General features: G+C 46.5%; 21 protein-coding genes and 2 tRNA genes. 9 read left to right on the top strand and 14 right to left on the bottom strand.

Going from position 1 to position 23210, the window contains the following annotated elements; all coding sequences use genetic code 11:
• The first annotated feature begins 227 nt into the window (after positions 1-227).
• Positions 228-1205 carry an ROK family protein gene (locus PREMU_RS06585; RefSeq protein ID WP_007574075.1) on the top strand — a complete coding sequence of 326 codons (978 nt, stop codon included), beginning with the start codon at positions 228-230 and terminating at the stop codon, positions 1203-1205.
• Positions 1206-1489: 284 nt separating this feature from the next.
• Here PREMU_RS06585 and PREMU_RS06580 read toward each other — a convergent pair whose 3' ends face one another.
• From PREMU_RS06580 to PREMU_RS06515, 14 genes are all read right to left on the bottom strand, one after another.
• Positions 1490-3154, bottom strand: a complete 1665-nt coding sequence (locus tag PREMU_RS06580) for an AMP-binding protein (protein ID WP_007574074.1) — start codon at positions 3152-3154, stop codon at positions 1490-1492.
• Between the two features lie 57 nt (positions 3155-3211).
• Positions 3212-4879 carry an AMP-binding protein gene (locus tag PREMU_RS06575; protein WP_007574073.1) on the bottom strand — a complete coding sequence of 556 codons (1668 nt, stop codon included), beginning with the start codon at positions 4877-4879 and terminating at the stop codon, positions 3212-3214.
• Positions 4880-5022: 143 nt separating this feature from the next.
• A tRNA-Asp gene (locus tag PREMU_RS06570) sits at positions 5023-5096 on the bottom strand.
• Positions 5097-5127: 31 nt separating this feature from the next.
• Positions 5128-5201 (bottom strand) — tRNA-Asp (locus tag PREMU_RS06565).
• A gap of 42 nt (positions 5202-5243) precedes the next feature.
• Entirely contained in the window at positions 5244-5798 is a 555-nt protein-coding gene (locus PREMU_RS06560) for a GNAT family N-acetyltransferase (protein ID WP_007574072.1), read from the bottom strand.
• A gap of 4 nt (positions 5799-5802) precedes the next feature.
• Positions 5803-6984, bottom strand: a complete 1182-nt coding sequence (locus PREMU_RS06555) for a glycosyltransferase family 2 protein (RefSeq protein ID WP_007574071.1) — start codon at positions 6982-6984, stop codon at positions 5803-5805.
• A 3-nt stretch (positions 6985-6987) separates the two neighbouring features.
• A complete protein-coding gene (locus PREMU_RS06550; RefSeq protein WP_007574069.1) occupies positions 6988-7425 on the bottom strand; it encodes a hypothetical protein in 438 nt (145 codons plus the stop codon).
• A 10-nt stretch (positions 7426-7435) separates the two neighbouring features.
• Entirely contained in the window at positions 7436-8041 is a 606-nt protein-coding gene (recR, locus tag PREMU_RS06545) for a recombination mediator RecR (protein ID WP_007574067.1), read from the bottom strand.
• On the bottom strand, positions 8041-8529 hold the full coding sequence (locus PREMU_RS06540; RefSeq protein WP_007574064.1) for a hypothetical protein: 489 nt from the start codon (positions 8527-8529) through the stop codon (positions 8041-8043). The genes recR and PREMU_RS06540 overlap by 1 nt, the downstream gene beginning before the upstream one ends.
• 17 nt (positions 8530-8546) lie before the next feature.
• Positions 8547-10073, bottom strand: a complete 1527-nt coding sequence (locus PREMU_RS06535; RefSeq protein WP_007574061.1) for a carbon starvation CstA family protein — start codon at positions 10071-10073, stop codon at positions 8547-8549.
• Between the two features lie 11 nt (positions 10074-10084).
• A complete protein-coding gene (gene dapA, locus PREMU_RS06530; RefSeq protein WP_007574059.1) occupies positions 10085-10972 on the bottom strand; it encodes a 4-hydroxy-tetrahydrodipicolinate synthase in 888 nt (295 codons plus the stop codon).
• Between the two features lie 85 nt (positions 10973-11057).
• Entirely contained in the window at positions 11058-11972 is a 915-nt protein-coding gene (locus PREMU_RS06525) for a DMT family transporter (RefSeq protein ID WP_007574058.1), read from the bottom strand.
• 35 nt (positions 11973-12007) lie between these two features.
• Entirely contained in the window at positions 12008-12658 is a 651-nt protein-coding gene (locus PREMU_RS06520) for a helix-turn-helix transcriptional regulator (protein WP_007574057.1), read from the bottom strand.
• Between the two features lies 1 nt (position 12659).
• Positions 12660-15200: a DUF5686 family protein gene (locus PREMU_RS06515; RefSeq protein WP_007574056.1), complete on the bottom strand. Its 2541-nt coding sequence runs from the start codon at positions 15198-15200 to the stop codon at positions 12660-12662.
• Between the two features lie 187 nt (positions 15201-15387).
• Here PREMU_RS06515 and PREMU_RS06510 point away from each other — a divergent pair, with 187 nt between their 5' ends.
• From PREMU_RS06510 to PREMU_RS06475, 8 genes are all read left to right on the top strand, one after another.
• Positions 15388-15891, top strand: coding sequence for a phosphatidylglycerophosphatase A family protein (locus PREMU_RS06510; protein WP_040558711.1), 504 nt, complete (start codon positions 15388-15390; stop codon positions 15889-15891).
• 7 nt (positions 15892-15898) lie between these two features.
• Complete coding sequence (locus PREMU_RS06505; RefSeq protein ID WP_007574054.1) at positions 15899-16321, top strand: GtrA family protein; 423 nt, start codon at positions 15899-15901, stop codon at positions 16319-16321.
• Between the two features lie 62 nt (positions 16322-16383).
• Positions 16384-17052 (top strand): CDP-alcohol phosphatidyltransferase family protein, encoded by a 669-nt coding sequence (locus tag PREMU_RS06500; RefSeq protein WP_007574053.1) that lies wholly within the window; start codon positions 16384-16386, stop codon positions 17050-17052.
• Between the two features lie 4 nt (positions 17053-17056).
• Positions 17057-17854, top strand: a complete 798-nt coding sequence (locus PREMU_RS06495; protein ID WP_007574052.1) for a phosphatase PAP2 family protein — start codon at positions 17057-17059, stop codon at positions 17852-17854.
• Positions 17855-17862: 8 nt separating this feature from the next.
• A complete protein-coding gene (locus PREMU_RS06490) occupies positions 17863-19890 on the top strand; it encodes a patatin-like phospholipase family protein (protein WP_007574051.1) in 2028 nt (675 codons plus the stop codon).
• Between the two features lie 301 nt (positions 19891-20191).
• Positions 20192-20653, top strand: a complete 462-nt coding sequence (locus PREMU_RS06485) for a MaoC family dehydratase (protein WP_007574050.1) — start codon at positions 20192-20194, stop codon at positions 20651-20653.
• A gap of 162 nt (positions 20654-20815) precedes the next feature.
• Entirely contained in the window at positions 20816-22603 is a 1788-nt protein-coding gene (gene rpsA, locus PREMU_RS06480; RefSeq protein WP_007574049.1) for a 30S ribosomal protein S1, read from the top strand.
• 109 nt (positions 22604-22712) lie between these two features.
• Entirely contained in the window at positions 22713-23147 is a 435-nt protein-coding gene (locus PREMU_RS06475; protein WP_007574047.1) for a hypothetical protein, read from the top strand.
• Positions 23148-23210: the final 63 nt, after the last annotated feature.

Raw genomic sequence — 23210 nt, 5'->3', positions numbered from 1 at the left:
CCTGATTTACACAAACTTAGCGCAAAGATACTAAATCTTTATTGGTTACACAAAATAAGACCCATTTTTTATAAAAAAAAGCTACATTTTCTTAGCTTTTCTCTAATGTTTTATTAACTTTGCATCGACAAGGCGACGATCTATGATTGCGCCGTTGTTAAAACCATGGAATAGAAACATTTGAGAATTCAGATACTCGGATATTAACAGACTAAAAACATAGTATTATGGAAGAACCCGTTATGAAGCCGTATGTCATTGGTCTTGACCTCGGCGGCACTAATTCAGTGTTTGGTATTGTCGACTCTCGTGGTGATATAAAAGCTACGACAGCCATTAAGACTCAAGTCTATGAAAAGGTCGAAGACTACGTGGAGGCAAGCGTAGAGGCTCTGCAGGCCATTATCGAGCAGGTCGGCGGCATTGGTACGATCAAATCGATGGGTATAGGAGCCCCCAATGGAAATTTCTATACTGGCACCATTGAGTTTGCACCAAATCTTGTCTGGGGACATGATGGTATTGTTCCCTTGGCGAGCATGTTCTCTGAGAAATTAGGAGTGCCTGTAGCTCTCACTAACGATGCCAATGCCGCAGCCTTGGGTGAGATGACTTATGGAGCCGCTCGCGGTATGAAAAACTTTATCGAGATCACATTGGGTACAGGAGTTGGCTCGGGTATCGTTATCAATGGCCAGCTCGTCTATGGCTGTGACGGATTTGCCGGTGAGTTGGGGCATATCACGATGGTCCGCGGCGAGCAGGGTCGTCCTTGCGGATGTGGCCGGACAGGATGTTTGGAGGCTTACTGTTCAGCTACGGGTGTGGCTCGTACGGCTCGTGAGATGTTGGAGAAGACGGATCGTCCTTCGCTGCTCCGTGACTTGGATTCTGAGAAAATCACTTCTTTGGATGTGAGTATTGCGGCAGAGAAAGGCGATCAGTTGGCTAAGGATATTTATGAATTCACCGGTCACATGCTCGGTGAGGCTTGCGCAGACTTTGCTGCCTTCTCTTCGCCGGAAGCATTCATTTTCTTTGGAGGCATGACAAAGGCCGGAGATCTGATCATGAAGCCTGTGAAGGAAGCCTTTGACGCGCACGTGCTGAAAATCTTCAAAGGTAAGGCGAAGTTCCTTATCAGCAGTCTGGACGGCAGTTCTGCCGCTGTTCTTGGCGCTTCTGCTGTGGGCTGGGATCTATAAAGGCATTTCTTAAGAAAATAATAACAGGTAATTTTAAGATTGGTGTTGGCTTTCTTCCAACAAGCTGTTATCTTAAAGTTACCTGTTATTTTTTGCATTGACAAGAAGATGAGTAGCACGTCTTGCCCTTTCCGCCATATCGCTTCTAAAAAGGACTACACCGTAATCGCAACGCCTCAACGCTGTAATCGCGTTGCCTTTACGGTGTAATCGGAATGCCTCTACGGTGTAAAGGCGTTGCGATTACACTGTAGAGGCAAATGGGTTGGAGCGTACTCCCCGATTTATTGGGTATACAGGAATCTTTTAATGGAGCGTTTCGGGGTTTTCTCGAACTCTTCTTCATGAATCCGAATCTCGGAAAGATGGCAGTAAGCCGGTTGTTCGGCATTGAGCGTCTTACGGTTCTGCTCCATGATATCCTTGATATCACTGTCGTTGAGTCCCATTCCCTTGGCTGCCTCGTAGTCGGGATGAACCAGTCCCACAAGCTTGTCGCCATCCTGGATAACTACACTCTCGTTGACAAGTGTCAGAGAGTTGAGCTTGTCTTCTATCTCTTCCGGATAGATATTCTGTCCGTTTGATCCGAGCAACATATTCTTAGACCGGCCTTTAATGAAGATGTTGCCTTCTGCATCCATCAGTCCGAGGTCGCCCGTGTGGAACCAACCGTTACTGTCGATAGCGTCGTGGGTTGCTTTCTCATTCTTGTAATAGCCAAGCATAACATTGGGGCCCTTGCAGAGTATTTCACCCGGCACGTGGGCTGGGTCAGTACTGTCGATTTTAACCTGCATATGGTAGGCGGCCTTGCCACATGAGAACGGCACAAAATGCGACCAGTCCTCATAACCAATGATAGGCGCGCACTCCGTTGCACCGTAGCCGACAGTATAGTGGAAGCCAATGCGGTGAAGGAACAGCTCCACTTCCTGAGAGAAAGCGGCTCCACCAATAATGACTTCATAGAAGTTGCCACCGAAGGCATTGGTTACCTGCTCATTGATGCGCTCAGAAATCTTTTTGTTGATTCCCGGCATTTTAAGCAGCAACCGCATGCGTGGATCCTGAAGTTTCGGGAAGACCTTCTTGCGAATGATCTTCTCAATGATGAGAGGCACAGAGATGATGATTCGCGGCCTCACGTCGGCAAACGCAGCGGCAATGATGGCTGGTGAGGGTATGCGTGTGAGATAGTAGATATGACACCCTTTGAGAAACTCGAATATGAATTCGAAGGCCATACCGTACATGTGTGCCATAGGCAGGATACTGATGACATTGTCGCCTGCCTTGAGGAGATTGCCAAGAACATGCTCCGCAAAATCGGCATTACTCCACATGGCACGATAGGGAATCATCACGCCTTTGGAGAAGCCTGTCGTGCCGCTGGTGTAGTTGATGAGAGCCATCTCGTCGGGGCTTTGCTCGATGTAGTAGTGAACGTGCTCCTTTCTGAAGTATTTAGGGAATTTGTGGCCAAACATCTCGTTGAGATGTTCACGAGCGTAAGTGAGCTTCTCAGTACGTGAGATAACGAGAGAGTAGTCAGGAATGTAGATAATGCCCTCCAATGCTGGCATTTTATCTGGACTTATCTGCGTTGCCACGACATCGCCCACGAAGAGAAGCTTCGCATCGGAGTGGTTGACAATGTTGTGGATTTGGTCGGGAGTAAACTCATGCAGAATGGGTACAGCTATGGCTCCATAGGTGAGCACTGCTAAGAGAGCAGCAGCCCATGCTGCGCTGTTACGGCCGCAAAGAGCAATCTTGTCGCCTTTCTCAACGCCAGAGCTTTCAAACATGATATGGAGCTTTTCTATTTTGCGCGCCACATCATGATACTGCAAAGTAGCACCCTTGTAATCGGTCAGTGCATCCCGATCCCAATTCTTAATAATGCTGTTTTGAATGAGCTGATTGAAACTTGGAATTTTTTCCATGGTGGTAAATATCTTCGTTATAAAAAAAGACTGTCTGAAAGAAAATGAAAAGCTGAGTTAATTGTTGGCTTCTGTGTACAAATATCTCTTGATGGATTTCTTAGGAGTTTTTTCAAATTCCTGATTGTACAATTGTATTTTGCTGATTTTGCAGAAAGAGGGCAGCTGCTTATTGAGTTCCAGGCGATTCTGCTCCATAATGGAACCGAGGTCGTCCACTTTGAACCCTAATTGTTCAGCGGTTTCAAGGTCGGGATGAACCAGTCCTACCAGTTGGTCGCCACGCTGGACGATCAGGCTTTCTCCAACCATGGCCATGGAGTTTAGTTTGTCCTCGATTTCTTCAGGATAGACATTTTGCCCGTTAGATCCAAGAAGCATGTTCTTGATACGCCCATGTAGGAACAAGTGTCCGTCAGGTGTGAGCCGCCCCACGTCACCCGTATGGAACCAACCATCGCTGTCGATGGCTGCCTGTGTGGCTTTCTCGTTCTTGTAGTATCCAGACATCACGTTGAGGCCGCGGGTGATGACTTCTCCTGGGATGTTGGCAGGATCGGAGCTGATAACCTTCAATTCCATATTCTCCGCCACTGTTCCACAGGAACCTGGTACGAAATCGTGCCAGTCGGAGTAGGAGATCAGCGGCCCTGTCTCTGTTGTCCCGTAGCCAATGGTGATAGGAAATCCTATATCGACAAGGAATGCCTCAATGTCCTTATTCAGTCCAGCTCCGCCGACAATCACTTCATAGGCATTTCCACCCATCTCTTCCCGCACAAGCTGGCAGATGTGTTCGCGTACCTTTCGGCCAATACCCGGTGTGTGCATCAGTACCCGCATCGGAGTCGTGATGAGCGGGAGAATCTTCTTACGAATGATTTTCTCAATGATAAGAGGAACGGAAATAATGACGCATGGATGTATTTCGGCAAGCGCAGCCTGTATGACAGTTGGGCTTGGTAAACGTGTCAGGAAATAAATATGGTTGCCAATGCAGAATTGCAACAAGAACTCGCAGCTCATCCCGTACATGTGGGCCATGGGAAGGATGGAGAGAGTGTCCGCATCCTTAGGGAGTTTACTTCCTAATATGTTTTTCAGGTAGTTGATGTTGCTCCAGAGTACACGGTAGGGGAGCATGACGCCCTTGGAAAAGCCAGTCGTACCACTGGTATAGTTGATTAAGGCCAGGTCTTCTGCGTCTCCATTATAATAATGTATGTGCTCCCTACGGAAATATTTCGGGTATTTCATGCCGAAGATCTCGTTGAGATGCTCTCTGGTATACGTGATTTTTTCAGATCGGCTCAACACGATGGAGTAGTCGGGAATGTAGATGATGCCGTCCAGATGGGGCATTTGCTCATAGTCGAGTTGTGTGGCCATGACATCGCCAACAAACAGCAATCGCGCATCGGAATGGTTCACTACATTGTAAACTTGGTCGGAAGTAAACTCATGCTGGATAGGCACAGCCACCGCGCCGTAAGTGAGTATTGCCAAGAATGCACAGGCCCACATGGAGCTGTTGCGTCCACAGAGAGCCACCTTGTCACCTTTCTGCAAACCTATACTCTCAAACATGATGTGGAGTTTCTCTATCTTCCTTGCCACGTCATGGTACTGGAGTGTTGCTCCTTTATAGTCGGTGAAAGCATCCTTATACCAGTTGTCGGTAATGGTTTCTTCAAGCAATTTATTGAAACTTGGCGTTTTTACCATTGCGCAAATCTCGAATTTTTGTGCAAAGTTAATATGTAAAATGCACATTTGCAAATAAAATGTGCATTATTTTGAATGAACTTTCACGATAAATTGAATATAGAAAAAAAGTCACTCGCCAACACTGACGAATGACTCTTTTGCGGTGCGTACGAGACTCGGACTCGTGACCTCCTGCGTGACAGGCAGGCATTCTAACCAACTGAACTAACGCACCAATCGAATGGCGCAAAAAGTGACGAGGTAAGCGGTGCGTACGAGACTCGGACTCGTGACCTCCTGCGTGACAGGCAGGCATTCTAACCAACTGAACTAACGCACCATTGGCCCGTTTTTATTTTGCGTGTGCAAAGGTAGATATATTTTATTTTCCTGCAAAATTTTTCGTAGCCTTTTTGCAAAAAAAATGCATCAGATACACGTTATGATACTTGTCGCCATCAAAAAGCCACTCTTTTAGCTCTGTGTCAAGAATGAATCCAGCTTTTTTGAAAAGCTTGACGCTGTATGTGTTTTCTACACTAACAAGGGCGTAGAGCTGGTGAACGTGAAGTACGGTGTGCGCATAATTGATGAGCTGAATCAATGCAGCTTTTCCATAGCCCTTGTCGCGGTATCTTCGCTGCACGACAATTCCAACTTCCGCTCGCTGGTGTTGTGGGTTGAAATTGCAAAGATCAATGATTCCAATAAACTCCTGCAGAGTGTTCGTGACGATAAGCCTGACCTGCTTGTCTGTATATATGTCGCCTGTAGAGGAAGCGATATATTCGTGTAGGGTGAAGCGAGAAAAGGGCATGTTGGTGCTGCTCACGCACCATATATCCTGATCGTTCTCGATATCATATATGATGTCAAGATCCTCAGGCTCCATAGCTCGTAAAATGACCTGCGGAAGTGATTGATTGGCGTTGTCCATAATATTAAGCGATTATGACTTCTTGGTCTGTAATGAGCATCTTGTTTTCAGGATGATAGATGGCAAGCGACGCCTGTCCCTGATAATGGCTGCTCATGATGTTGATCATTTGACCGTATGAGAAGATGCCACTGTCAAGGGCCACATAAACTTGCTGCTTTTTCATGGAGGGGATTATTGGTGCCAGGGTGCTGTCGTTCGCATCGTAGAACACGGCCCACAGACCCTTTTTGGCTACAAGTTGCTGACATTGTTTGGTGTGCTCAGACTTAACAATAAATATATAACAGCTGTCAACACTGTGGTGCCTGGTGAATCCCAAACTCTTTCTTGTCCTCTGGAAGGCAATGGAAAGAAGCGAGCACAATGCTTTGGTATCCACGGCAAGATGCACAGGCAGTAGCAGTAGTCTGCTGGGTCCATGGTAATGCTTCTTGAAGAAAATGAGCATGGCTTCATAGAAGACATGGACATAACGAAAGCTTGTTTTCTGAGTAGATTCGCCTTTATAGTGCAAAATAGGATAGGGAAGGTACCAGTTCTCCCAGCCACTCTTAAGTAGACGGTAGCTAAGGTCAATATCTTCACCATACATGAAGAAGTCTTCGTCTAAGGCCCATCCTTGCGGGAGTGCCTCGCGTCTCAACAGGAAGAAAGCTCCACTGATAATTTCTATTTTGGCTTCCTGATCCCATGACAGCCACCCCATATAGTATCTTCCTAAGCGCTTGTTGTGGGGGAAGTTGTTACATATTCCTGTAAATTTGCAGAAAGCAGTAAAAGGCGTCGGAATGCCGCGGCGTGACTCCTTTGCGTCAGTGCCGTCGGGATTCTTCATTCTCACGCCCGCACCTCCGGCTTTAGGATGTTGCTCCATGAATCTGACAGCTCTCTTTATCGTATCATCTGCTACGATTGTGTCAGGGTTGAGTAGGAGTATATATTTACCGCTGCTCTGGAGTATTGCCCTGTTGTTGGCTTTTGTGAAACCTAAATTGTGATCACAACTAATGAACTTTACTTCAGGGAAAAGATGCCGAAGGCTTTCCACGGATCCATCATGCGAATGATTGTCGAAGACAATCACCTCTGCATCAATGTCCCGTAATGCTTTTCTCAAAGACAGTAAGCATTGCTGAAGATAGAATCTGACATTGTAGTTGACTATAATGACCGATAGTTGCAATTTCTACTTCTTTTCTTGAGTGTCGTTTTTAGTTTCTTCAACGCACCGCATTTTAGACGGATATATAAAAATCATTGAAAGCAATCCGATAATCCCTAAATATCCAAAGGCTACATTCATGAACTGATAATAGAGCCCGCAATTGACGACCATGGGAAGGGCAAGCATCAGTATTCGCACTGATCCCCAACGTATCAGCGCATTTGCCTTCTCTTTCTCCAGTGCGCATTTGATGCTTTTAAATCTGAAGAGCCTCAATGAAACGGGAATGAAGCAAATCGTAATCAGCTCCATAGCAATGGCCAAGTGGTATTCTGTCATCGTGTCCCCCTGCAATCCTCCTGAGAGAATAAAATCATTCTCATAGAGAACGATCATGCAAAGACAAACAATGATAGGAATCCAGAACTCGATAAGTAGTATTCTATGTGACTTATCCATTTTGTATGCGTCAATCTATGGTTGTTCTGTTTACGATAGAACGCCCCAATGTCACCTCGTCCGTATATTCAAGTTCATTTCCCACACTAATGCCTCTGGCAATGACTGACAGCTTGACCCCGTAAAGCTTGAGCTGTCGGGAAATATAAAAGTTGGTGGTGTCTCCCTCCATCGTAGAGCTGAGTGCAAAGATGACTTCTTTGATTCCACCCGCTGCCACTCTTTTGACAAGTGAGTCAATCTCAAGGTCACCAGGGCCAATACCGTCCATCGGTGAAATGATGCCACCCAAGACATGGTAAAGGCCGTGGTAAGTCTGTGTGTTCTCAATGGCCATGACATCCTGCACGTTCTCAACAACACAGATGATAGTTCTGTCGCGCCGTTCGTCGGAGCATATGGGACAAATACTGGTGTCACTAATATTGTGGCAGACTTGGCAATATTTAATGTCATGCCTGAGTTTTACCACTGCATCGGCGAAGGAGTCAACTTCCGAAACAGGTTGCTTAAGCAAATGAAGTGCCAATCGCAATGCTGTTTTTGGACCCACACCAGGAAGCTTGCCAAGTTCGTTTGCAGCGCGTTCAAGCAAGATGGAGGGGTATTTCTCCATCAGTCTCCAAGATAAATGCCAAATCCAATGCGTAGCCCTATCGTAGAATAGTCTGAATGACGCTTGAAACTCTGTTGATAATAAAGACTCGGTTCAATAGTGACGGTGTGGCTAATGAAGAAAGCATAACCTATCTCTACACCTGGCATGAAGTCATTATAATTGCCTGAGGAATGGATGAATTTGGTGTTTGCACCCAGGAAAATACCGTTTTGTGTGATATAATAACGGCCTCCGACTCCTGCATAGAGAGTGTTATCAATGTCTTTTCCGGGGTGGTCAAAGCCCGCCTGTCCGTAGAGAAGAAGGTTGTCAGCTACAAACAGGCCAGCTGTGGCATTGACACCTAAACTGAGTTCTTTGCTGCCATTATAGCTTAGATTCAATCCAGAAAGAGAGGCTCCAATGTATTTCTTGCCTTCCTCAAACTGTGCATTGGCAGTGATTGTAGCAAGAAGAGCGAACATAATAATTAAAATCTTTTTCATGATAAATCTTTTGTTTATTATTTATGGGTAATTTGCAATTTAGATTGCCTGAGATACCAGCGGAAGAACCATATACCGGCAATGACCAATGAAAGGACGGAGCAACAATAGCTAACTGTTTTCGATAATCCAGCAGCCATGGGTGAGATAAAGAGAAATGTGGAGCAAACCACAGTCATGAATAACGCCGGAATGAGTGAGATGATAAATGGTTTTTTCCTTTGTACGAGATAAACTGTGATTGTCCAAAGAGTGAAGACAGCCAGCGTTTGATTGGACCATCCAAACCATTGCCAAATGGTGTTGAAGCCATCTGGATTTGCCATCTGCCATGCGAGTAGTGCTAATGCAGCGCAGAACATGGGTATGGCGACTAATAGACGCTTATGGATACTTCTCTGACTGAGGTGCAGGGCATCGGCAATGATGAGTCGAGCAGAGCGAAAGGCAGTGTCCCCACTTGTAATAGGGGCAGCTACTACTCCAAAGATTGCCAGGACACCGCCAAAGATGCCAAGCCAACCTGTACAAACCTTTTCTACAACATTGGGAGCTGTGAAATACTGTATAAGGGCCTTGCCTCCATTTGTCTGTTCGAGGAATGCGTGGATACTGTTGGTATCGACTACTTGTCTCCAACCGCTGTAATAGAAGAAATAAATAGAGACTGTCGCCCAAATTAATGCAACAATACCCTCTGTGATCATGGCACCATAGAATACTGGGCGTCCAAGTTTTTCACTGTTTAAGCAACGGGCCATAAGGGGACTCTGCGTACCATGGAAGCCACTGATGGCTCCACAGGCGATAGTAAGGAAAAGGCATGGGAAAAGTGGATTCTTTGCAAGATAAGATTGTGTGCCAAGCAAGGATTGTGGACGGTTAAGGTTACTTGCGTCAAGATTGCTCCAGACTTCTGGAAGGGCCGGAAGCTTCACATAGAGACAGATTACCAATGCGATGGCCATGAAAAGCATGGCAAAAGCAAAGATAGGATAGAGCTTGCCGATAATCTTGTCAATTGGAAGGAGCGTGGCGAGGACGTAATATGCGAAGATAGCGCACACCCAGCCAAATGTGGTCCATCCGAGATCCTTCAATACTAAGGCAGGGCTGTATACGAACACCACGCCAACCATCATAAGAAGAAATACAGAAAACACAAGCATGACGCCTTTGGTACGCTTGCCTAAATAATCGCCAACAAGCTCTGGAAGATTAGCCCCCTTGTGGCGTACCGACAGCATGCCGGAGAAGTAGTCGTGTACTGCTCCAGCAAAAATACAGCCAAACACAATCCATACGTAAGCAACAGGTCCATACCACGCACCCATGATGGCACCGAAAATAGGACCTGTTCCTGCGATATTCAGGAATTGGATCATGAATACTTTCCATGTTGGCATGGCAATATAGTCCACCCCGTCTGAGTTGACAACAGCCGGTGTCGGGCGATTATCCGGCTGAAAGACCCGCTCTACAAACTTCCCGTAGATCAGATAGCCTAATATTAATGCGATAAGAGCAATAGTAAATGATATCATCCCAAATGCATCTAAAATCTCAGCTCTTTAAGAATATCAGCCATTTTCTGTTTTGTCTCAATCTTTGTAGAAACGAGAGGCAATCTCAGGACATTCGATATAAAGCCCATATCGTTCAGCAATGCTTTCACTCCGGCTGGGTTACCATCAACAAAAAGCAGTTTGTAAAGCTCCGTAAACATATGATGGATCTTACGGGCTGGTTCGTATTCCCCATTGAACTCAAGCCGAATCATTCTGGAGAACTCTTTGGGGAGAGCGTTTCCTATAACAGAAATGACTCCAACCGCCCCACTGGCTATCATAGAGAAGGTGAGTGCGTCGTCACCGCTGATCACTTCAAAATTGTTAGGCTTATATTTTAGTATTTCGTCAATTTGGGAAAGACTACCGGAGGCCTCCTTTATTCCCACAATATTTGGGAAGTCTTGTGCAAGGCGGACGGTTGTCGTAGCTTGCATATTTACTCCCGTCCTTCCAGGCACGTTGTACATAACAATGGGAAGTGGAGCCTCTTGCACAATAGCCTTGAAATGCTGGTAAAGTCCTTCTTGGGATGGCTTGTTATAGAAAGGACAGATACTTAGTATGCCATCAATGCCACTCCAGTCAGTAGACTTCATCTCTTCGATAACGGCACGAGTATTGTTGCCTCCACAATACTTTAGCAGGGGGATGCGGCCTTTGTTCACATCTTTGATCACTTCCGTAATCTTGTCTTTTTCCTCACGTGTAAGACAGGGAGCCTCCGCAGTGGTTGCGAGAATACAGAGAAAGTCCGCGTTATTGTTGATTTGATAGTCAACGAGTCTTGCCAGAGAAGCATAATCTACACTTCCCTCTTCTGTAAAAGGTGTCACTAAGGCGATTCCTAATCCTCTGAAAATGTTCTGTGCCATAAAGAGATATAAAGCATTTAGACGTTCATAACGTCAGTTACGTTGCAAAGTTAATCTTTTTGTTTCTAATAGCAAAGGAAAATGACTATTTACTTCCAATAAATAGTAAGACCATTGATAAAAGCACAAATAGCAGATCGACGGCCTTGGCTTTGAGATTACGCTCGTGGAAGAAAACTGCCCCAAACAGAAAACTTACTACTACGCTACTGCGCCGAATCATCGAAACTATTGAAATCATGGCATCAGGAATGCTAAGTGCATAGAAATAAAGGAAGTCTGCGGCAGAGAGAAAGATACTGATACCGATAATAGACCAGTCCCAATGAAACATATCTTTTCTTTTTTGTGGATACCAGATAATAAGCAACATCAGCAGCATTATAGCAGTTTGATAAATGTTATACCAGGCTTGCACTGCCATTCGGTCAAGGCCTACGCCTCCATTTATAGGCGAGGCCATGAGATACTTATCATAGAGACCACTCACAGCGCCAAGTAACGCGGCGATGACAATGCACCCTATCCATTTATTATGCCCGAAATTGATGCCTTCTTGTTTTCCTGAACGGCTCAGCATAAAAAATGATGTGGCAGCTACAGCCACACCTGCCCATTGCCATCCGTTGAGACGTTCTCCAAACACAAGCATGGCACCAACGAGAACCATTACTGGCCGAGTGGCGTTAATGGGACCTACAATTGTTAAAGGCAGGTGTTTCATTCCGATGTATCCAGCAAGCCATGATGAAAGCACGATAACACTCTTTAGAATAATGTACTTGTGTATTACCCAACCACCATTCCCTACATGGAAGGGTGATCCGGAGGGGAGAATGCCCGCTGAGGAGAGTAAGATGAATGGAATGAAAATCAGCGAGCAAAATACAGTATTGAGAAACAATACAGGAATGACCGCATTGTGTTGCAGCGATTTCTTTTTAAAGGAATCGTAAAATCCCAACAGCGTCGCTGACATAAACGCTAAGAGTAACCACATGCTTGACTTACAATTCGGTTGTATATGTTGTATATTTAGATGTAATATTCCGCTGAGTCAACGAGTCCGGCACGTAGTGCGAACTTAGTGGCTTCGTGTAGGTTGTTGACACCCAACTTCCTGAAAATATTTTTTCGATGCGTATTGACAGTATGAAAACTTGAAAAACGCCTTTTCGCAATCTCTTTTGTTGTCATTCCTAAAGCAATATCTTTCAATATTTCCAGCTCTGTTTTTGTCAATTGGGGCAATTCATTTTGGCGGTTTGTCTCATTGTCGGGGGCAGTGAGAAGTAGCTCCGTGACTTGCTGACAGATAAATCTTTTCCCTCGATTTGCAAACGACACGGCCTCTCTGATCTCTTGCAGTGAACAGTCTTTCAGCACAATACCGCATCTTGGACATGTTATGACAATTTCATGTAAGAAATCTCTGCTAAGATCTTCGCTGAAAAGAATCCACTGTGCCTTGGAGAATCTCTCGCAGATGATATTCAGTTCTTCCACATCATTGATATCGAAGAGCGTATAGTCAAGGATGATAATAGCATGGCTGTCTTCTTTTAGCGCTTCTATGAGTCCTGTCTTGTCATTGATGCATTTGCTCTCGCTGTCGTTGCGTGATGCAATTAGGTAGAGGAGTCCTGCACGTGTGATATCTTGGTTGTCAGCAATATAGAATTTCATGTTAGAATGAAGCTTGAAAATCGAATCTGATACCCCACTTACTGATGCCAGGATAGTTATAGGTAAGACGGCGCACGTATCCAATACTGATGAGCTTGAAGATGTTGTGTATACCAGCTTCCACTTCCCAATAGGGTTTGTTGCTCATAATATGTGAGTCGGCAGGGAAACGGTAAATCATGTCGTCATTGGTATTCTTGGTAGGGTTGTTCTTGTCAGTAAGCCGTCCCCAGAAGCCTTTCACATCGACAAACTCTCTCCATTTCAGTCTTCTAATGAGTGGGATACGGTTAAGCAGCTTGCCGTTCATATCCCATTTCCAGCTCCAGAACACTTGGCGGTCGTTGAGAAATTCCCAGTCGCGAACAAGCGATACAGTATTCTCTGTCTCGACATAACTCAGGTTGACAGGTGGCTGGATGAGCAATGGAAAAGGCACCTTATTCCATTGGACCTTTCCTGTGACATGGAAGTCCATGAATCCCCAGGAGCCGAGCCATTGCCGTTGGTAAATACTCAACGTGGTAAGATTGCTTCGGAAGTCACCTCCCAATAGACCTTTGAACCCGATAGTATGACTCAGACTAATGTCTGGAGAATCCAGGTTGACAGGCAAGCGTGTGCGCTTCGTGTTGACGTAGGTCACACCAGGATTCCATGTAATCCCAGCTGTGGCGTCAGTGAGGCGTATTTTGTTGACTTCTTCTCCTGTGTTGACTTTGAAGAAGTGAAGCTGGCCGGCTGTCTCATTACTTTGTGTCTGGATGCGGGCATTATATCGCCAGCCAGCCTCTGTCTCATAGTTGAAAGTGAGTCGCTGACGATTGTAGAGATACATCTCTTTTTGGGAAGATGAACGTATGGTCATAAAGATGTTGTCCTTATTGTGGATGAGGTTGAGGTCGGAAGGGGACATGACATCTCGCGAAGTCTCGAAGACAAGGTTACGCTGTGGAAACTCGAAAGGACTAAGCTGTTTCTTGTTGAACGACCAGGTGAACTCGTCACCGTAATACCAGCGGCGGCTTTTTGTGCCGTATGCCGCATAACCGTTCCAGAAGAGATGGGGATTGAGTGCTGCCAGCGTGCGGCCGGCAAGGCGGAGACGTAAGCCATCTACATAGTTGGAACTGATGAATGTGTTGACAGGTCCAATGTCAAACTTGCTCTTTTTCTTTGGGTCAGAATTGGTTTCCACATAGTTCTCTACAAGAAGTTGCACTGTCTTGATGATATACTTCCACCCTTTGGAATTTTCCATGTTACTGATAAACTGTGACATTGACGATTCACTCTTCGTCAGTCCCGTCTGCCGGTAACTGTTCCAGAAAGCATCATTTCGGTTATAGGCATCACTATAGTGTTTCACTTTGGCACTACCTTGGAATAGTTGTTTTGGCAATTCGTTAAAAGCATACTCTGTCATTCGAGTGGTTCGTGTGACAAGTATGTCTTGCAAAAGCTTAGTTGCATGAATTTCCGCGGCCATGTCATCCTTGGACAGTACCCATTCTCCATTGTCGAGTTTTGTGTATTCCTGCTCAATGTGCATGTCGTCAATCCAGTTGACATCACTCTTTTTGGGCATATAGAGATTTACTTTCCTGACGTGGAGCGTAGAGTCAGAAAGTACATAGAGCTCTCCTCTGAAACCGAAGTCTTGTTGATTCGCAGGGATGAACTGTATATGATAGCACTTGTCTTTGTCTACATAAGTGGTGTCTTCGATATAAAAATGATAAAACGAAATGGCTGTATTGCCAATTGGAGAGACAAATGGATACTGCACCAGGCGGATATAGTCGTTGTAGATGTCTACATCGGTGAATACCTCTTTGAGCATCGTATTGATGATCTCTCCTGTTGAAAGCACTTGTCCGATGCCGTTAGATTGCTGGCCCATGATGATGTCCTTCTCCTTTTTCGGATTCTTCCGATAGATATGTTGTGTCACGGTCTCATCCACTTGGAGAGGGAGAATACGTTTGCCGTTGTAAGGTGACGTCTCTATCTGGTCACGGAGGTATGAACGCTTCTGAAAGAATTTGCCTTCCAGTTGCTTGTCAGAAATATCGTTCAGGGCTAACGTTATCTTTTGATACTTATCGTATTGATAATAAGGATGATTGCTTAGGTCTGTCCGCTTTTTCGCAGCAATGACTCTTCGCATCAGCTCCACCGCAGGATTATCCTTGCGGCGGTAGCGGGTACGTTTCTGCTTGACGACGACCTCGGATAATGAACGCATGTCTTCCCTGAGCACTATTTTGCCAAGGTCATCTGAGGCATTGTCCACCTTGACAGTTGTGCTTTTGAACCCGACACTCGTCACCGTGAGTGACCATCCCGGGTGTTTTGCTATAGAGAACTTACCTTCCATGTCGCTCGAAACTGCGATATGATGGCCCCGATAGGTAATACTGGCATAAGGAACGGCATAGCCGTCTTTATCAACAATTTGTCCTGTCACTTGTTGAGCCACAGCACTGATAATGCTTGTGAAGCACATTAGAATGACTATGGTAAAGCGATGATAATTCATAAAAATGTTATTGCCCTGTTCTTACAATCTTGTTCAAGGCCTTGAGAGAAAAGCCGTTGAGAATTATTTTGGTGTGCAAAGTTATATAATAAAGTGGAAAAAACGTTGGAAAACTTTTTGGTGACTTGAAGTTTTATATTAATTTTGCACTCATAAACGAATTCATCGATGATTGAGAACGGATGGCATGAACAATAAAGGTAATCTTACAGACGAGCATCCTCCCTTTCTTCCCTTGCTGATAGGAACGGGGTTAGGTAGCGGTTTTTGGCCATGGGGGCCTGGGACGGCAGGCAGTGTGCTGGCAGTCCTTTTGTGGATGTTGTTGGGAACTTGGCTCCAGGGGTGCAGTTTGGTCTTGGTCACCTTGGTTCTTGCAGTTCTCTTTACATTGTTGGGTTGGTGGGCGACAGCCCGACTGCAGCCTTATTGGGGCGAGGATCCCTCACGAGTCGTGGTTGACGAAATGGTGGGCATGTGGATTTCGCTTCTTGCTGTACGGTCCGGAGAATGGCAGTGGGCCTTGGTGGCCCTTGTGCTTTTCCGCTTTTTCGATATTGTGAAACCTTTGGGTATCCGTAAGCTTGATGCTATGAAAGGGGCTTTTTGGGTGATGGGCGACGATATTCTTGGCGGTGTTTATACACTTACAGTTTTAGTCTTATGCAAACTTATAACCGCCTGTATATAAATATTCTATGAAAAATATACGACGCGAGATATGGACATTTACCAAGGCGGAAATGAGCGCTTTTGCCGCCAGCTGTGTAGACTTCGGAATGGCAATACTCCTCACTTACTCTGGCGCGCTCAGCTATGGCTATGCCAATATTATTGGAGTGGTGTCCGGGGGGGCTGTCAATTTTACGCTTAACAGCCAGTATGTTTTCTCCAAGACCGGCCGTGCTAAGCAATTGTTAGCGATGCGATATTTGTTGGTGTGGTTAGGCAGCATGTTTCTCAATGGTTGTGGTACCAACCTGTTGACATGGCTTGTAGGTGGAAAAAGCTATTTCGTTTTTGTAAAGGCTCTCGTTGCCCTGTGTGTAGCATTTTGCTTCAACTATCCCTTGCAAAGAGGCTGGGTGTTCAGAAAGAGAGATATAGCGGACGTGGATTAATATGATTTTATAAAACAGAATATATTAGATCGGTATTAAGAAATTGACTAAATTAACAGACTATGTGGTATAGGGATTTTCTTCAGCAATTGATTTACAAAGTTATTAACCCACTCATCAAGGGACTGATCAAGGCAGGCATCACTCCTAACATGGTTACGACAATGGGGTTCATTGGTAATATCGTTGCTTCAGCATTCTTCATTTATGCTTCTCAGCAAACAGACCTTTCCTCCCAAGCCATTACCTTAGGATGGGGCGGTTTCATTATCATTGCCTCCGGATTGTTTGATATGATAGACGGTCGCCTTGCCCGTATGGGTAATATGAGCTCCTCGTTTGGTGCGATGTGGGATTCTACTCTGGACCGTTATAGCGAGCTGGTGTCTCTCTTTGGCATTGTGCTGGTGTTTCTTGAAGACAATGGCTGGTTTTGGATGGGTGTCGTTACGTTTGCAGCGATGGTAGGCAGTGTCATGGTGAGCTATGTCCGTGCAAGGGCTGAGGGACTTGGCATTGAATGTAAAGTGGGTTTCATGCAACGCCCCGAGCGCGTCGTGGTAACCGCTGTCACCGCGATCCTCACAGGTCTGACGGGCTCTTTGTGGTGGCTTGCAGGCGGAATGATTCTTATTGCTGTCCTCGCTAATATTACTGCCTTCTGGCGTGTGGCCTTCTGCTATAAGCAGCTGAACGAACGTGACGAGGTGAACAGTCAACGCAACCTTTAAGTTCATGGACTGCCTGCTGATCACTGTCTTGTTCGCTCTGCTCGCCATTGTGAAGCCTACGCGTAGGTTCGCCTTCGCCATGCTGCCATGGTTTCTGTTCGGATTCATCTACAGCAGTTTCAATTATTATCCCAATTACGAATTTCACAGCATTGATGTACGTGGCTTGTACGATACAGAGAAAAGCTTGTTCGGCATTAACACTGCTGCCGGACGGCTGATACCTGGCGAATGGTTTGCCATTCATCATTGGGCTGTGGCTGATTTCATGGCGGGATGCTTCTATCTCTGCTGGGTGCCGGTGCCCATTGCCTTTACGGTCTATCTTTACTTCTCACGCGACCGTGCCTGGGCCAACCGTTTTGCTTGGGCATTTCTTACGGTCAACCTCATTGGATTCATAGGCTATTACATCCATCCGGCGGCGCCTCCATGGTATGTCATGCGCTACGGCTTCACACCAGTGCTTCACACTCCCGGCTATGTGGCAGGACTTGGACGCTTTGACCAGTTGGTGGGCATCAACATCTTCCACGGCATCTATGGAAAAAACGCAAACGTATTTGCCGCAGTGCCAAGCTTGCATGCGTCCTATCTGCTGGTGACAACATTCTATTCATTAATGAGTCACAGACGGTGGTACACTTCGGCTGTTTTCGCTTTCATCTGTATGGGCATTTGGTTTGCGGCGGTGTACACGGGCCACCACTATGTCATCGATGTCTTGCTCGGCATTCTTACGGCCATTATCGGGACGATCCTTTTTGAGTTGATATGGAGAAAAGTGTTGAAGCGAAATTAGAATAAATTATGCGAAAGTTCAGCTTGTTTTTATTGCTTGTCCTATCATGCGTCTGCACTGTATTCGGTCAAGATTCGCAGCGGCCGCGTGTGGCTGTTGTCTTGTCGGGTGGCGGTGCAAAGGGAATGGCACATATTGGAGCGCTGAAAGTCATTGAAAAAGCGGGAATCCCTGTCGACATTGTTACGGGCACGTCTATGGGTAGCATCATCGGCGGACTGTATAGTTGCGGGTGGACCGCCCAGCGGCTCGACTCAATGGTGCGCAAACAGGACTGGACTCTCTTGCTTAGCGACCGTGGGGAATACTATGCACAGAACTTAGGCAATCGTGAGAAGCAGGCGACCTATGCTTTCAGCAAAACCTTTGCCCTCGGGCAGAAGGACAGGCTCGGCGACGCCGGACTCATTCAGGGGCGAAACCTCATGACGCTCTTTGACCGGCTCACCGCAGGCTACACCGACTCAATAAGCTTCGACTCCCTTCCCATTCCGTTTGCCTGCGTGGCTACCAACATTGTTGACAATACCGAGTACGACTTTCACAGTGGGCGTCTTGCCTTTGCCATGCGCTCCAGTATGTCTATTCCTGCCGCTTTCTCACCGATGAGATTAGGCGATAAAGTGCTTGTCGACGGCGGGTTGCGCAATAATTATCCGGCTGATGTCGCTAAGGCGATGGGAGCCGACTATATCATAGGAGTCACCGTTCAGGGACCGCCCCGGACCGCTGACGACATCAACTCCAGCAGCTTGGTAATGGGACAGATCATCAATGTCAATTGCAAGAATAAGTATGAAGCTAACCTCTCTATCACCGACATCCCAATCAGGGTAAATACGCAAGGTTACAGCGCTGCCAGTTTTACGCCTGCTGCCATTGACACACTGATAAGAAGAGGGGAGGAAGAGGCTATGCGTCACTGGGATGAGCTGATGGAGCTCAAGCGCAAGTTGGAACTACCTGACGATTACCGGCCAGCCCCACATGTTCTCAATCCTGCCGCACTGATTGCCCCAGACTATGCGGACACTAAACGGCAGCGGTCGGCCCATGATATGCTCCAGGGTAGTATCGGACTACGGTTTGATACAGAGGCCATGGTGGCGATGCAGCTTGACGGAGTTTACTCCATGGCAAACCGTCCGATAGATCTGGAAGCTACGATCAGGCTTGGGAAGCGGATGAGTTTTGCCATGAAAGGCGTTGTAAAACCTGGCAGAGTGGAGACCGGATTGCAATATGTATTTGAGCACAACGACCTTGACATATTTAGCGGGGGTAAAAAATCCTTTAATCTCACGATTAATCACCACAAGACCAGTTTGGGGCTGATGGATATTGGCGTGCGCAATCTCACCATGGACCTGTCAGCCAATTGGGACTATTACGACTTCCATCGCTTTATGGTCGACAGCCAAATCACCCACGAAGGGCTTGGCTTGAAAAATGAGCACCTCTTCAGTTATCATGCCTGTCTGCACTACGATTCTGAGAACAAGGGTGTATTCCCTTCCCGTGGATCGTCGTTTAGGGCTGAGTATGGGTATTTCACCGACAACTTCTACAGTTATAAAGGCCACCGTGGTTTTAGTGAGCTTAATGCGCGTTGGCGTACGTCCTTTCCGCTTAGCCATTTGCTTACGCTCCAGCCAACGCTCTACGGACGGATGCTCTTCGGTTCAGACATTCCCTTTATTCGCATGAACGGCATTGGCGGACCGTGGTTCGGACACTATCTGGATCAACAGATGCCATTTGACGGAATAGGTCATGTGGAGATGACGGATAAACAATTTGTTGCATGTCGGCTGAAATTACAGGCGCAGCTCTCCACCAACAACTTCGTTCTTATCTCAGTATCCGGAGCACAACCATCACACAGAGCTGCCAGGTTGCTGAAGTCTCACACACTGCTGGGTTGTCAGGCCGCTTACTACTATAGAACTATTTTTGGTCCATTGGGCGCTACATTGGGCTATTCCAACAAGACGAAACGCGTCAACCTCTTCATTAATCTGGGTTATGAGTTTTAAAGGGAAGATAAAGAAAAATAAAGAGGATGTGGCATAAATGCACCATATCCTTTACTCTGATCCACTTGCTCCAAATTATTATCGATTTTTCTACTCTTTTGGAGTGCAACCATGTTGCACATATTGTCTAATGCATCCGTGCATAGTATGATTTGCCTTTACAGTGTAGACGCATTGCCTTTACGCCGTAGACGCATTGCCTTTACAGTGTAGACGCATTGCCTTTACGCTGTAAAGGGGGAAGATTTTTTTGCCACTTTCAGAAAATGTGCTTACCTTTGCAGGAAAAAGAAGCATTAGCATGAAAACAGTTATCAATTCTTATGATGAGTTTGCCACTTATTTAGGCAAACCTCTGGGCACCTCTGAATGGCTGAAAGTAGATCAGGATCGTATCAACGCTTTTGCGGATGCCACACTTGACCACCAATGGATTCATGTGGATGTAGATCGTGCCAGGCAAGAAAGCCCTTATAAGAACACCATTGCCCACGGGTATCTAACATTGGCTTTGCTGCCACATCTCTGGGGGCAGATCGTTGAGGTGAACAACCTTAAGATGATGGTCAACTATGGTATGGACAAGATGCGCTTCGGGCAGCCTGTCATTACTGGCAGCCGCATCCGCATGACGGCCTCGCTGGCCAATATTGAGAACCTTCGCGGCATCTGCAAAGCCTACATCGACTTTGCCATTGAGATAGAGGGACAGCGCAAGCCTGCTCTCAAGGGAGAAGCACAGTTCCTGTACTATTTCAAATAAATTTAAAGTTAATAATCCATAAATCTCTCTTCTGCTTAGCTGTGAATGTGTAAGAACACGGTGAAAAGCAGTAACTTTGTATCCGATTCAGCGAAGGCACTTCGTATGCCCGAATATTTCACATAAAGTCTAACTTTATTAATTTTACAAACAATATTATTTATGTCTAATTACAACGACGTCAAGAACGTAAAGCCATTGGATGACTTCAACTGGGAAGAGTTTGAGAATGGCGCAAGCTCCAGTGTGAGCAAGGAAGACCAGGCTAAGGCCTACGACAACACCCTGAGCAAGATTCAGGACCATGAGGTTGTCGAGGGTACGGTCACCTCTATCGACAAAAAAGAAGTGGTGGTCAACATCGGCTACAAGAGTGATGGCATCATCTCCGCTTCTGAGTTCCGCTACAACCCTGATCTGAAGGTGGGCGACAAAGTAGAGGTTTATGTCGAGGATCAGGAAGACAAGCGCGGTCAGCTTGTTCTCTCTCACAAGAAAGCCCGTCTGGCCAAGAGCTGGGAAGATATCAACAGGGCTATGGAGAACGACGAAGTTATCCAGGGCTACATCAAGTGCCGCACGAAGGGCGGTATGATCGTAGACATTCTGGGGATTGAGGCCTTCCTGCCCGGCTCGCAGATTGACGTCCATCCTATACGCGACTACGATGTGTTCGTAGGCAAGACCATGGAGTTCAAGGTTGTGAAGATCAACCAGGAGTTCCGCAACGTGGTTGTTTCTCACAAGGCGCTCATCGAGGCCGAGCTGGAGGCACAGAAGAAAGAAATTATCTCTCACCTGGAGAAGGGTCAGGTGCTCGAGGGTACCGTCAAGAATATCACCTCTTACGGTGTGTTTGTCGACCTCGGTGGTGTGGACGGGCTCGTTCATATCACAGATCTCTCTTGGGGCCGCGTGAGCGATCCTCATGAGGTGGTTGCACTTGATCAGAAGATCAAGGTGGTGATCCTCGATTTCGACGAGGAAAAGAAGCGTATCGCTCTCGGCGTGAAGCAGCTTACTCCGCATCCATGGGATAGCCTCGATCCTGACTTGAAGGTGGGCGACCACGTGAAGGGTAAAGTTGTCGTTATCGCCGATTATGGTGCCTTCGTTGAAATCCAGCCTGGTGTTGAGGGTCTTATCCATGTCTCTGAGATGTCTTGGAGCCAGCATCTCCGCTCTGCGCAGGAGTTCCTGCATGTGGGCGATGAGGTTGAGGCTGTCATTCTGTCTCTCGACCGTCAGGAGCGCAAGATGTCTCTTGGCCTGAAGCAGCTCAAGGCTGATCCTTGGGAGCACATTGAGGAGAAATATCCAGTGGGCTCTGTTCACAAGGCTAAGGTTCGCAACTTCACCAACTTTGGTATCTTCACAGAGCTGGAGGAGGGTGTCGACGGCCTGATCCACATCTCTGATCTCTCTTGGACCAAAAAGGTGAAGCATCCTTCTGAGTTCACTACAATCGGTGCTGATATTGATGTGGTGGTTTTGGAGATCGACAAGGAGAACCGTCGTCTGAGCCTCGGCCACAAGCAGCTTGAGGAGAATCCTTGGGATAAGTATGAGGCTCTTTATCAGCAGGGATCTGTCCACAACGGCAAGATCACTGAGATGATGGACAAGGGTGCTGTCATCACGCTTGATGAGGGCGGTGAGGGCTTCGCTACTCCAAAGCATCTTACAAAGGAAGACGGCTCACAGGCTAAGCTTGGTGAGGAGCTTCCGTTCAAGGTGATTGAGTTCAACAAGGACTCTCACCGCATTATCCTCTCTCACAGCCGTACTTTTGAGGAGGGTCACGATGAGCCTCGTCAGCATCGTCATGCAAACAGTGGCGCACGCAAGCAGAATGACGCTCCCGTCATCAACAACGTGCAGGCCGGTACCTCTCTCGGAGACCTTGACGTGCTTGCCAAGCTCAGGGCTGACATGGAGAAGGGTAAGTAATCTCCAATCACACGATTATTACTTAAATAAGATAGGGCAGGGGATGGGCTGTGGGCTTGTCTCCTGCCTTTGTTTCATTCAATAATTTCTCAAATCCCTTTTATTGTTCATGAAAAGTCTATTTGGTATTTGCCTTGCATCATCGTTGTGTCTGTGCTTGATAACTACTGGCTGTGGTGAGAGTGGTCAGAATGATCCCCGTTCGGCTGTCGATTCTTTCTCGACGGCTTATTTCAATTGGCGCTTTAAAGACGCGGTACCATGTGTGACCCCTCAGTCCGAGAAATGGCTGCGGTTTGCGGCATCCCAAGTTGTTGAGGAAGACATTGACTCTTTGCGTGCCAAGAAATACGCAGCAGATATCACGGTGGATGATTTGAGCAATATTGACGATTCTACAGTTATTGCTACTCTGACAGTAAAAGATTATCTTGCCATGGACACGATAGGAGCGGCACCACACAGAGTCACCAAGCGTCAATTTCACATTCCTATCAGACTGATAGATGGCTACTGGCGGGTTCATCTCTCAAGGCTGCCTTAGAGTGGCTTTTTTAGTGATAATTTCATTCAAAAGATTTGTAGGAAAAGGAAAAATATCCTATCT

Source organism: Hallella multisaccharivorax DSM 17128 (assembly GCF_000218235.1).
In the GTDB taxonomy this organism is placed as follows: domain Bacteria; phylum Bacteroidota; class Bacteroidia; order Bacteroidales; family Bacteroidaceae; genus Prevotella; species Prevotella multisaccharivorax.
This window is presented reverse-complemented; position numbering and strand designations above follow the sequence as displayed.